Source organism: Arthrobacter melezitosi, assembly GCF_054511055.1.
Window position 1 is genome coordinate 1 of record NZ_JBTNDJ010000029.1, and the last position, 11,616, is coordinate 11,616.

Below are 11,616 nucleotides of genomic sequence, written 5' to 3' on the forward strand. Positions count from 1 at the left end.
GGAAATTCCTTGCCGTGGGGTGGTCTTGCTGGGTTTGTTTGGCGGGGAAAGGACGGGGGGACCTTTTCCTGCCGCGGACGGCGGTGAAAGAAAGAAGGCAGGCCCTGGGGCTGCCGAGGTCAGCCTAGTTCCCGGCAACTCCTCCGACTACGCGACGAGCCATTCTGCGTAATATTTGCGCGCCTTGGCGAGCTTGGGGTTGATAATCACCTGGCAGTAGCCCTGCTCGGGGTGCTTCGCGTAGTAGTTCTGGTGGTACTCCTCGGCCTCGTGGAAGGCCCCGAGCCGGGTCAGCTCGGTGACGATCGGATTGCTCCACTTGTCCTGATTGCGCTGGATGGCCTTCTCGAAGACTTCCTGCTGCTCCGCGTCCTGGTAGAACATCGAGGACCGGTACTGGGTGCCGACGTCGTAGCCCTGCCGGTTCAGCGTGGTCGGGTCGTGTGAGATGAAGAACATGTCGAGGATGACTTCCTCCGGGATGATGCTCTCGTCGAAGGTGACGGCGACGACCTCGGCGTGGCCGCTGGTGCCGGCGCTGACCGAGTCGTAGTCGGGGTGGCTCTCATGGCCGCCCGTGTAGCCGGAGACAACCGCCGTTACGCCGCGGGTTTTCTGGTAGAGGGCGTCGAGGCACCAGAAGCAGCCTCCGCCAAGTACAAAAGTTTTCATACCTTGTACAATGCGCGGGACGCCCCAGTAATTCCCATCCGTGGCACGTGTCACAGGCGCATCTTCCGGCTATCCGATACCAGCGCTTCCGGCCGATCCGGGCGCGACACGCCGTACTTGACCGAGACCACATAATTGGTCGGTGGCGCGGAGGGCGGGGTACAACTGGTGCTATGGAAGAGAACCAGCAGCCATCCAGCCCGGAACCGAACGGGACTGAATCGGTTCCGACGGTCGGGGACATCCTCCTGGCCATCGAGGAACTCTGGCCCGAAACCCTCGCCGAGAACTGGGACGCCGTCGGGCTGGTCGCCGGGCGCGCGGACGCCGAAGCCAGCCGTGTCCTCTTCGCCGTCGACCCCACCAGCGAGGTGATCGACGAGGCCCTCGCGTGGGGTGCGCAGCTCATCATCTCCCACCACCCGCTCCTGCTGAAGCCGGTGAATTCGGTGGCCGCCTCCGGCCCCAAGGGGGAGGTGCTCCATCGGCTCATCGAGAGCGGCTGTGCCCTGGCGACCGTCCACACCAACGGGGACAGCGCAGTGGGCGGCGTGTCCGACGTGCTGGCCGATGCCTTCGGGCTGGCCGACGTGAAGCCGCTCGTGCGCTCCCAGGACGGACTGCCCGAGGAGGGCATCGGCCGGGTGGGCGACCTTCCCGAGGCCACGACCCTCGCCGACTTCGCCGAGTCGGTCTTCTCCATCCTTCCCTCGGTGGCCGGCGGGGTGCGGGTCGCCGGGGATAAGGACGGGCTGATCCGCAGGGTTGCCGTCTGCGGCGGCGCCGGCGACACCCTTTTCGACGCCGTGCGCGCCAGCCAGGCCGACGTCTTCGTCACCGCCGACCTGCGCCACCACCCGGCGTCGGAAGCCCGCGAACGCGCCGCGGGCGGGCGCCCCTACCTGATCGACGTCTCCCACTTCGGCAGCGAGTGGCTCTGGCTCACGCCGGCCGCGGCGGCGCTCGGCAACGTCCTGACGGACCAGGGGTTCCTCACCGACATCCGGGTCAGCAGCGTCAACACCGACCCCTGGGACTTCGTCCTCACACCCGGCCATCCCTGAGCGACCCGGGGGCGTTGCCCGGAACGGCCGGCCGCCGGCCCGCGAGGCTGTACGGACCGCGGGCGGGCCGGGGTTACGTGGAGGGCCCGGCCTGCGGTGCAATAGGCTAGAAGGAAAGTCCGTCGCCCACACACCGGAGGTTAACCGTGGCCAAGGCTCCACCAGAGGAACAACTGCGACTGCTGGATCTGCAGGCGCTTGACTCCCGGCTGAACCAGCTCCAGCGGCAGGCAGCGGTGGTGCTCAACAACCCCGGGATCGCCGCCCTCCAGGCGAAGGTCGCCACCGTGGACGGCGAACTGGTCAAGGCCACCACCGAACTGGCGGACCTCGAGCGCGAGTTCACGCGCGCCGAGGACGATGTCCAGGCCGTCGTCGTGCGCCTGGAACGTGACGAGCAGCGGCTCAACAGCGGGCAGGGGACCTCGAAGGACCTCACCGCCCTGCAGAGCGAGGTGGCCTCCCTGACCCGCCGCCGGTCCGACCTCGAAGACGTCGAACTCGACGTCATGGAGCGGCTCGAGCAGGCCCGCACCGACCAGCAGGCCGTCCAGCAGCGCACCGACGCAGTCCGCAGCGAGCTCGCGACCCTCGAGGCCGCCCGCGACGCCGAACTCGAGGACCTTCGGGCCCAGCGCGCCGGGGTGCAGGCCCAGCGCGACGAGCTTGCCGCCACCTTCGAGGCCGGGCTGCTCGGCCTCTACGAAAAGACGCTCGCCCGGCGCGGCGTCGGGGCGGCGCGGCTCTTCCACGGAAAATCCGAGGGTTCGGGCATGCAGCTGAGCCCGGGCGACCTCGCCGACATCTCCAAGGCGGCCCCCGACGACCTCGTGATGTGCCCCGACTCCGGGTCGATCCTCGTGCGCTCCGCGGAGTGGGGACACTGACGCCCGTGGGATTTGATGCTGAACTGTTCGACCCCCACGCCCGTGCCGGTGCCGACCCGTCGGTGGAGGCGCCCCTGTTGATCGTCGAGGCCGACGGCGGTTCCCGCGGGAATCCGGGCCACGCCGGCTACGGGGCCCTGGTGCGCGATCCGAAGACCGGCGCCATCCTCGTCGAGAAGGCCGGGTACATCGGCAAGGCCTCGAACAACGTTGCCGAGTATTCGGGCCTCGTGGCGGGGCTGGAGCTTGCCCACGAGATCAACCCGGTGAGCCGGATCCACGTGAAGATGGATTCCAAGCTCGTCGTGGAGCAGATGTCCGGCCGCTGGCAGATCAAGCACGCCGACATGCGCACCCTGGCCGCCCGGGCCCGGAAGATCGTCGATCCGCGCCGGGTGACCTACGAGTGGATCCCGCGGGAGCGGAACAAGGACGCCGACCGGCTCTCGAACGAGGCGATGGACGCCGGCATGGCGGGGGTTCCGTGGAAACCGCGCACTGTAAAGGGACTAACGGCCACCGCGCCGGCGCCCGACGCCGCCCCCGAGGCCGCGCCGCCGCGCAGGCCCGGAAGGCTCCACCACCTCGAGGTCTGGGTGGCCGACCTCGACGCCGCCCGGCAGAGCCTGGGCTGGCTGCTGGAGCGCCTGGGATTCACCGAGAAGGACTCCTGGGCCCACGGTGTGAGCTACAGCGGGGAGGGGTTCTACCTCGTGCTCGAGGCAGGCCCCGATGTCCAGGCCGCCGCGCACGAGCGCCGCCGGCCGGGGCTGAACCATCTCGCCTTCCAGGCGGGCTCGCGCAGCGAGGTCGACCTCCTGGCCCGGCGTGCCGCCAGCCACGGCTGGACGCTGCTCTTCCCCGACCGGCACCCCTTCGCCGGCGGAGCGGAGCACTACGCCGCGTACCTCGAGAACGCCGAAGGGTTCGAGGTCGAGCTGGTCGCCGGGGAGGCCTGACCCGCCGGTGCACCCCGCCTCAGGCGTCGAGGATGAGGTTCAGCCGCGCCGGCTTATTCCCGGCGGCCGGCTCGAGTTCGGCCCGCCAGTCTTCCTGCGCCGCGGCGAGCAGCTGTGCCGGGGTGGCCGGTGCCTTGCCCCTGCGGGTCAGCAGGTGCCGGGCCAGCGCGCCGCGGGTGTGCTTGGCGAAGTGCGAGACGACGGTGCGCTTTCCGTTCCGCTCGGAGAAGACGTTTACTGTGACAGTGCGTTCCACCGGCGGGGTCCAGGCCGAGGCGTAGGTGCTCGAACGGCAGTCGATGATGAGGTTCCCCTCGGAGTGGGCACGCAGCGGGCCGTCCAGGACGCCCTTCCAGAAGGATCCGAGCCGGCCCGCCCCCGGAAGCGTCACCGACATCGACAGGCGGTAGGCGGGAATCGGGTCGCCGAACCGCACGGCGCCCCAGAGCGCGGAGACGACGACGATGTGCTCGCGGGCCTTGCGTCGCTGCGCGGGCGTCATGCCGTTGTAGTCCAGGGCGTCGTAGAGCACCCCGGTGTAGATGCTGTGGGCCGGGGCCGCCGGTTCGGTGTGCAGGACGGTGTTGCGCAGCACCTCCGCCCCGAGCGATGCGCCCACCCCGAGGACCTCGTGGGCGTCGGCCGCGGCGCTGGCTTCACGGAGGGCCTGCAGGACCTGCGCGCGGGCAGGATTGAGTTCGGGAAAATGGAGGTCGTCAAGGGAGACCGGCACGCCCTGCGCCGCGGCGGACTTGCCTTCGGACGGGGGAAGCAGAATCAGCACCTGTCTACTTTACCGATTCCGGCGGGCGGCCGTGTTCACCGTACACTGGGAAGCGGATGGGTCGACCAGGCGGCCGCGTTGGCTGAGGGTCGAAAGAGCCGCAGCCACCGAGGAACGTCCGGGCTCCGCAGAGCAGGGTGGTGGGTAACGCCCACTCGGGGTAACCCGCAGGCCAGTGCCACAGAAAGCAGACCGCTTTCCACGGCCCTCGAGGCCGTCGGAAGTAAGGGTGAAAAGGTGGTGTAAGAGACCACCAGCGTGCCGGGTGACCGGCATGGCTCGGTAAACCCCACCCGGAGCAAGGCCAGACAGGGCGCGTTCGAGGGCTGCTCGCCCGAGTGTCCGGGTAGGCCGCTGGAGGGCGTCGGCAACGGCGCTCGTAGATGGATGGCCGCCGCTCCCGCACCGGCAACGGCGCGGGAGAACAGAACCCGGCGTACCGGTCGGCCCATCCCCCGAACGGCGCCGGTCGCGGGGCAGGTTACCGCCCGGTAATGCCGACGGGCACAATAGGCAGAATTGGTAAAAGGGTCAACCCGAGCCAAACAATTTCTTTCCGCTGCCCTGCCCGAGTGATAGTAATCACAGCGGCTCCGCTACTCTGTGTCAATGACCGACACCGCCCCGCCGCGCAGGCACCTCCTGGTGCGGAACGCGGACTTCCGGGCGCTGTGGATTTCGGGTACGGCGGGGGTCTTCGGCAATGCGGTGACGGCCGTGGCACTGCCCGTGGTGGCCGCCGTCGAACTCAACGCCAGCAACTTCGAAGTCGCCGCCCTCGCCGGGATGGTGTTCCTGCCCTGGCTGCTCTTCGGCCTCGTCATCGGCGTCTGGGTGGACCGGCTCCCACGGAAGCAGGTGATCCTCTGGTCGCTGGCCGTGCGGGTCGCCGTCCTGCTCACCCTTCCGCTGGCCTACTGGCTCGGCGTCCTCACGACGGTCCACCTCTTCGCGGTCGCGTTCGCGGCCGGCCTCACGTCCGTCTTTTTCAACCTCGCCGACACGGCGCTGGTGCAGCAGGCCGTGTCGAGGGATGAACTCGTCGAGGGCAACGGACTGATGACCGGCTCCGGGGCCGCCGCCGACGCCGCGGGACGCTCGCTGGCCGGTTGGCTGACGACGGTCGCCGGGGCGTCCAACTCGCTCCTGGTGCAGGTGGGGGCCTCACTGGCCTCCCTTGCGGCGGTCTCGCGCCTGAAGGTCCAGGAGGTGAAACCCGTCCGGACCGACCACCGGTTGCTGCGGGACATGGCCGACGGCATGAAGTACACCTTCAGCACGGGACCCCTGCGCGCCATCCTCTTCAATGCGGCGCTGTGGAACCTCGGCGGAAACATCGCCGCCTCCCTGATCGTGCTGCTGGTACTGCGCACCCTCGGCGAGTCCGAGGTGTGGCTGGGCCTGCTGCTCGCCAGCGCCTCGGTGGGAGGGGCCGTCGGGGGAATCACCGCGAAGCCCATGAGCGAGCGGTTCGGGTCCGGCCCGCTGTGGCGCCTGTCGATGGTGCCCGGAGTGCTGGGTTACGGGTCCCTGCTCGCGATGACCCCGGGCTGGGGGATGCTGATCGGCGTACTCGGCATGTTCGTCATGGGCGCGTCCGTGGCCTGGAACATCGTCGTCGGCACGAGTTTCCGCCAGCAGGTCTGCCCGCCCGGGATGATGGGCCGGCTCGGCGCCGCGTCCCGGACGGTGAGCTGGGGCATGCTGGCCCTTGCGAGCTTCGCCGCCGGGACCCTTGCCCACTTCTTCGGAGTGCGCGAAGCGGTCCTGATCGGCGTCCTCATCGCCTGCGGCGCCCCGCTCGTCGCCCTGCTGGGGCCGCTGCGCAGGGTGCGCCGGCTCGAGGACCTCGAACCGGCACCGGAACCGGACAGCGCCCGCGCCTGACGCCGGCCTGATGCCGTCAGCCGCCCGGCCGCCGGCGTGCGGTGGCGTCAGTGGCCGAACGGATCCGGGTCGACCCCCGGCAGCCAGGTGAGGCCCGGAACGCCCCATCCGTTGGTCTTGAGCGCCTTCTTGGCTTTCCGGCCGTGGCGGGCGTTGAGCCGGTCCACGTACAGCTTCCCGTCGAGGTGGTCGTATTCGTGCTGCATGCACCGGGCGAACCAGCCCGTCGCCTCGAACTCGACGGGCTTCCCGTCGCCGTCGACGCCGGTCACCTTCACCCAGTCGGCCCGCTTCAGCGGGTACGCCTCACCCGGCACGGACAGGCACCCCTCGGACTCCTCCTCGGGGTCCGGCTCGGCGCCGGAGATCTTCGAGGTAACAAGCGTGGGGTTGACCAGGACGCCGCGCGGGGGAACGCCGTCGTCGTTGGCCATGCCGTAGACGAAGACGCGCAGCCCCACCCCGATCTGCGGGGCGGCAAGGCCGACGCCGTTCGCCTTGTCCATGGTTTCGAACATGTCGGCGATCAGGGTGCGGAGCTCATCATCGAATCGTTCGACTTCGGCCGCCCTGCGGTGCAGGACGGGTTCTCCGACGATGGTCACTGGGTGAACAGCCATGGGTCCTTCCGGTGGGGCCGGGAGGCAGGCCAGTGGTCCTCCCGGGATGGTGGTCGGTGGTGCGCTACCGGGCGATCGAGCGTCCCACGGTCTCACGCATGATCTCGCTCGTGCCGCCAAAGATGGTCAGCAGGCGCGCGGCGAGGAACGCCTGCGAGACGGGGTACTCGAGGATGTAGCCGTACCCGCCGTGGAGCTGGAGGCAGCGGTCGGTGATGGACTTGACCCGCTCGCTGGCCCAGAGCTTCACGCGCGCCGCGGAGACGGCGTCGAGCCTGCCCTCGTTGAAGGCCGCCACGGCGGAGTCGACATAGGTTTCCGTGACCTCGACCTCGGTGAGGATGTCGGCGAGTTCGAACCGCGTGTTCTGGAAGTCGAGGACCCGCTCGCCGAAGGCGTTGCGCTCACGGGTGTAGGTGAGGGTCTGGGTATAGATCGCGCGGGCGACGGCGGCGGAGGCGACGGCGATGCCCAGCCGGCCCTGGGGGAGCTGCTCGAGGCTGTAGCGCAGGCCGGAGCCCACCTCGCCGACGACGTTGTTGCCCGGCACCCGGACATTGTCGAAGAACAGTTCGGCGGTGTCCGAGGCCTTCAGCCCCATCTTGTCCAGCTGGCGGCCCGTGGAGTACCCCTCGGTCTTCTCCACCATTAACAGCGAGAAGGAGTCGCTGGCGCCGCGCCCGCTCCCGCCGTCGGTGCGGGCGAGTACGAGCGAGGCGTCGCCGGTGATGCCGTTGCCGATGAAGGTCTTCTGCCCGCTCAGCAGCCAGTCGTCGCCGTCGCGCACCGCCTTGGTGCGGATTCCGCGGAGGTCGCTGCCGGCACCGGGTTCGGTCCACGCGACCGAGGTGACCTTCTCCCCGGAGACCATGGCGGGCAGCCATCGCTCCTTCAGGTCATCGGACCCGTAGGCGAGCAGGTGGGGGAGGACCATATCGTCGTGGAGGTGGAAGGCGAGGGCGACGGCGAGGTGGTTGCTCCGGGCGAACTCCTCGTCGAGGACCGCCCGGAACCGGTAATCGGCCATCCCGGCCCCGCCGAACTCCTCCGGCACGGCCATCCCAAGCAGGCCCTGCTCGCCGGCGGCTTCCCACAGCCGGCGCGGCATGCGGTGTTCCTTGTCCCACTGCGCGTAATGGGGAGCGACCTCCCGCACGTTGAACTCCCGGGCAACTTCGCGGAAAAGCTCGTGATCCTCTTCGAACACTCGGCGTTCCATGCGGCATTCCTCCACAGCGGTGTCAATGGTCCGGTACTCCTGCGGGCCTGCGTCGACCCTGAAAAAACAACTGCCGCCCCGGAGGATCTCCGGGGCGGCTTGTTGTGCCGGCCGCTGACGCGTCCGGCCTCTTCGGGTGAGTAACGGGGGTTGAACCCGCGACCTCCTGGACCACAACCAGGCGCTCTGCCAACTGAGCTATACCCACCATGCAGCCTCTTCGTTCCCTGCCCGGTCTTCACCAGGCCCGGAACACTTTGCTAAAGGCAGCGGAAACAAGTTTACACACTTTTTCGGATGCTTTTGCACCACCCCCGTCCAGCGCGCCTTAGCTGGCGTCCGGACCGGCCGGTCAGGCGTCCAGTTCCTGCGCCAGGGCCTTGCTCGCCGCGGAATCCGGACCGGGGCTCGGCACGAATACCGCACGGCGGTAGTAGCGCAGTTCACGGATCGAGTCCTGGATGTCGCCCAGCGCCCGGTGTCCACCGAGCTTGGCCGGTGCCTGGAAGTAGGCGCGGGTGAACCAGCGGCGCGCCAGCTCCTTGATGGTTGAGACATCGATGATCCGGTAGTGGAGGTGGTCGATGACCTCCGGCATGTCCCGGGCGAGGAAGTTGCGGTCCGTCCCGACGGAGTTTCCCGCCAGCTGGGCCTTCCGGGGCTCCGGCACCCACTCCTTGATGTAGGCGAGGACCTTCTCCTGGGCCTCCTCCATCGACATTCCCCCGGGAAGTTCCTCCAGCAGGCCGGAGGTGGTGTGCATCGTGCGGACGAAGTCACCCATCTGCGCCAGGGCTGCCGGGTCCGGGGTGATGACGACGTCGACGCCGTCCCCCAGGACGTTGAGTTCCGAATCGGTGACCAGGACCGCCACCTCGATCAGCGCGTCGGTCTCGAGGTTCAACCCGGTCATTTCGCAGTCGATCCAGACAATATGTTCATTTGAGATTGGCACCCGACCAATGTACCGCGCTGCCGCGGCCCGCCCGGGTGACCACCCGCGGCCCGTCTGGGCTCCCCCCTCGGCCCGCCGCCCGCACCGCCCCCCGGTCCGGTTCCGGACGGCCCGGCCGGCGGGCCCGGTGCTAATCTGGAGGCAGTCTGGGCGATCCCCGCGAAGGGCTGGACCGGAACCTCCGGGCCGCCCGATTCGTGCATCGGGAACCACCGGGTGCCCGCTCGTTCCTCTCCGTCGTCCGATCCCGCGCTGTTGATCGAGGGAAATGGTGCACCCAGCCCCGCCAGTGCCGACCAACGATTGGATATCCGTAGATGACCGCCCAGGTCCCAGTGACTGAGCCCTCATCGGCCCCGCGCGTCGACCGCCCGAACACGGCGATCCTCCAAGGATTCATCGGCTCGATGCTCATGTGGGCCGGCTCGCTTGGCGTCGGGTGGCTCTCCCTCGCCTCGGTCGAACTGCGGCGGATACCGCTGATCATCTGGCTGAGGTTCGAACCGGTCGGGGCCGTGGTGTCGGTGCTGGTGCTGGCGGTCGGCGGGATGCTGCTAGTCCGGTCCTGGCTGCGCCTCGGACAGCGCCTGAACGGATGGGGGCCGGAGACTCGCCCGTACGTCATCAAGGCGGTGATCGCGTGGGCCGCTCCGATGGCTGTTGCGCTGCCGCTGTTCAGCCGCGATGTGTTCGCCTACATCGCCCAGGGGCAGGTGATGGTCGCGGGCCTGAACCCGTACAAGGACGGCTACTCGCAGATTTCGAACTACCTGCAGATCGGCGCCGACGACCTCTGGGCACAGAGTCCGACCCCCTACGGGCCGGTGTTCCTCTGGCTGGAGGAGGCCGTGGTCCGCATCACCGGGGGCCAGCCCGACTTCTCGATCATCCTCTTCCGGGTGCTCGCGCTGGCCGGGGTGGCCCTGTGCGTGCTGATGGTGCCGAAACTCGCTGCCCTTCACGGCATCAACGCGAACCGCGCCCTGTGGCTGACCGCCGCGAATCCGCTGTTCCTCACGAACTTCGTCGCCTCGATCCACAACGATGCGCTGATGCTGGGCCTGGCGCTCGCCGGCCTGTACCTCGCGGCCGTCCGCCGCCCCCTCTGGGGGATCCTCCTGGTCACCCTCTCGGTCGGGATCAAACCGATCACCCTGATATTCCTGCCCTTCATCGGGCTCATGTGGGCCGGCAGGGGCGCCTCATGGCCGCGGAGGTTCCTCTACTGGGGTGTGACCGCCGGGCTCTCGCTCGGCCTGCTGTGGATTCTGGGGCTGATCAACGGGTTCGGGTTCGGCTGGGTCGGGGCGCTGAGCACACCGGGAAGCATCTGGATCTGGTACGCACCGATCGGCTTCCTGGGACTCGTCGTCGCCACCCTCGCCGGCGCCCTGGGGCTGGATGGGTGGTTCCTCGCCGACATCGTGCACAAACTGGCCCGGGCGGCGTCCCTGGTCATCATCGCCTACCAGATTTTCGTCGGCAGCCACTCCCGGCTGGTGCGCCGGCTCGCGCTCGCACTTGCCGCCGTCGTCCTGCTGGCGCCCATCATCCAGTCGTGGTATGTGGTGTGGCTCATCCCACTGTTCGCCGTCACCGGAATCCGCGAGGACTGGCAGGTGATGGCCCTGTACTTCACCGTGGCCTTCTTCATGATCTACGCCATCTCGGACCAGTTGGACATCTTCCCCTACTTCGCGTTCAGCCTCGCGGCCGCGCGCCAGATCGCCGCCGTGGTGGCCTTCGCCTTTGCCTTCTACCTCGTCTTCCTCGACCCGCGCACCAAGGTCCTTTTCCGCCGGCGGTTCCGTCCCCGGGCACCGGGAACGCTGCGCTGAGGAACGCGTCCTGCCGGTCCCGCCGGGCTGTTGGGGAACGATCCGGCATGCGGACACCCCCGTCAGCGGTGATACTTAAGGGATGACCGAATCAGAAGAAACACTGTTCCGCGGCGAATTTGAGATCACCGAATGGGAACCCCAGCCTTACCAGGTGGAGGGAAGCAGCTGCGAGCTGTCCCGGGTGCGGGCAGTGAAAGTGTTCACCGGTGAGATCTCCGGCACGAGCACCGCTGAACTGCTCATGGCGGGTAACGACCTCGGAGCGGGATACGTTGCCTCCGAGCAGTTCACCGGCTATGTCAGCGGACGCTCGGGCACGATGACCGTCCAGCACTGGGGCGTGGCGCACGGCTCCGAAGCCGCCGCCTCCGGGCACATCGTTCCCGGCTCCGGGACCGACGAACTCGCCGGAATCTCCGGCAAGGCCATGTACTCCCAGGACCCCGACGGCCAGCACCGGCTGGAGCTCAAGGTTTCCTTCGAACCCACCAGCTAGTTCCCACGGCGTGCCCTCCGGCCCCGGATGCATCCGGACCGTCCCGCACGGCATAGTAAACTGGCCGTGCTGCCTCCGTAGCTCAGGGGATAGAGCAGGGGCCTTCTAATCCTCTGGTCGCAGGTTCGAATCCTGCCGGGGGCACCTCAAAAGCGGCCCAAACAGGGACCCCACCCCTTCGGGCCGCTCTTTTTTTGAACCGAACCCCCCCAGACCAAAGTCCGCCCCCGCC

General features: G+C 68.5%; 11 protein-coding genes, 2 tRNA genes and 1 other RNA gene. 8 read left to right on the plus strand and 6 right to left on the minus strand.

The annotated features are described in order from the left end of the window. Positions 1-147 precede the first annotated feature (147 nt). Positions 148-672, minus strand: a complete 525-nt coding sequence (msrA, locus tag ACX80W_RS16245; RefSeq protein WP_459285117.1) for a peptide-methionine (S)-S-oxide reductase MsrA — start codon at positions 670-672, stop codon at positions 148-150. A 173-nt stretch (positions 673-845) separates the two neighbouring features. Here msrA and ACX80W_RS16250 point away from each other — a divergent pair, with 173 nt between their 5' ends. From ACX80W_RS16250 to ACX80W_RS16260, 3 genes are all read left to right on the plus strand, one after another. Beyond that, positions 846-1,736, plus strand: coding sequence for a Nif3-like dinuclear metal center hexameric protein (locus ACX80W_RS16250; protein ID WP_459285118.1), 891 nt, complete (start codon positions 846-848; stop codon positions 1,734-1,736). A gap of 146 nt (positions 1,737-1,882) precedes the next feature. Then, the gene (locus ACX80W_RS16255) at positions 1,883-2,623 is read left to right on the plus strand and encodes a zinc ribbon domain-containing protein (RefSeq protein WP_459285120.1); all 741 of its coding nucleotides are present in this window, start codon (positions 1,883-1,885) and stop codon (positions 2,621-2,623) included. Between the two features lie 62 nt (positions 2,624-2,685). Beyond that, complete coding sequence (locus ACX80W_RS16260; RefSeq protein ID WP_459285134.1) at positions 2,686-3,582, plus strand: reverse transcriptase-like protein; 897 nt, start codon at positions 2,686-2,688, stop codon at positions 3,580-3,582. 19 nt (positions 3,583-3,601) lie between these two features. On the opposite strand, the gene ACX80W_RS16265 is transcribed toward ACX80W_RS16260, so the two are convergent. Beyond that, entirely contained in the window at positions 3,602-4,366 is a 765-nt protein-coding gene (locus ACX80W_RS16265; protein WP_459285122.1) for a YaaA family protein, read from the minus strand. A 57-nt stretch (positions 4,367-4,423) separates the two neighbouring features. Here ACX80W_RS16265 and rnpB point away from each other — a divergent pair. Together rnpB and ACX80W_RS16275 are read left to right on the plus strand one after the other, a co-directional pair. Next, positions 4,424-4,821: RNase P RNA component class A (gene rnpB, locus ACX80W_RS16270), an RNA gene on the plus strand. A 154-nt stretch (positions 4,822-4,975) separates the two neighbouring features. After that, positions 4,976-6,253, plus strand: a complete 1,278-nt coding sequence (locus tag ACX80W_RS16275; protein WP_459285124.1) for an MFS transporter — start codon at positions 4,976-4,978, stop codon at positions 6,251-6,253. A 47-nt stretch (positions 6,254-6,300) separates the two neighbouring features. On the opposite strand, the gene def is transcribed toward ACX80W_RS16275, so the two are convergent. The 4 genes from def to orn all read right to left on the minus strand — a co-directional run bounded on the left by def (position 6,301) and on the right by orn (position 9,047). Continuing rightward, positions 6,301-6,873: a peptide deformylase gene (def, locus tag ACX80W_RS16280; RefSeq protein ID WP_459285126.1), complete on the minus strand. Its 573-nt coding sequence runs from the start codon at positions 6,871-6,873 to the stop codon at positions 6,301-6,303. A gap of 64 nt (positions 6,874-6,937) precedes the next feature. Then, on the minus strand, positions 6,938-8,092 hold the full coding sequence (locus ACX80W_RS16285) for an acyl-CoA dehydrogenase family protein (protein WP_459285127.1): 1,155 nt from the start codon (positions 8,090-8,092) through the stop codon (positions 6,938-6,940). Between the two features lie 135 nt (positions 8,093-8,227). Continuing rightward, positions 8,228-8,300: transfer RNA gene (locus ACX80W_RS16290), tRNA-His, on the minus strand. Between the two features lie 144 nt (positions 8,301-8,444). Further along, on the minus strand, positions 8,445-9,047 hold the full coding sequence (orn, locus tag ACX80W_RS16295; protein WP_459285129.1) for an oligoribonuclease: 603 nt from the start codon (positions 9,045-9,047) through the stop codon (positions 8,445-8,447). Positions 9,048-9,382: 335 nt separating this feature from the next. Between orn and mptB the strand changes: the two genes are divergently transcribed. The 3 genes from mptB to ACX80W_RS16310 all read left to right on the plus strand — a co-directional run bounded on the left by mptB (position 9,383) and on the right by ACX80W_RS16310 (position 11,528). Beyond that, entirely contained in the window at positions 9,383-10,885 is a 1,503-nt protein-coding gene (gene mptB / locus ACX80W_RS16300; protein ID WP_459285130.1) for a polyprenol phosphomannose-dependent alpha 1,6 mannosyltransferase MptB, read from the plus strand. An 82-nt stretch (positions 10,886-10,967) separates the two neighbouring features. Then, complete coding sequence (locus ACX80W_RS16305; protein ID WP_459285132.1) at positions 10,968-11,384, plus strand: DUF3224 domain-containing protein; 417 nt, start codon at positions 10,968-10,970, stop codon at positions 11,382-11,384. 71 nt (positions 11,385-11,455) lie between these two features. Beyond that, positions 11,456-11,528, plus strand: a tRNA-Arg gene (locus ACX80W_RS16310). Positions 11,529-11,616: the final 88 nt, after the last annotated feature.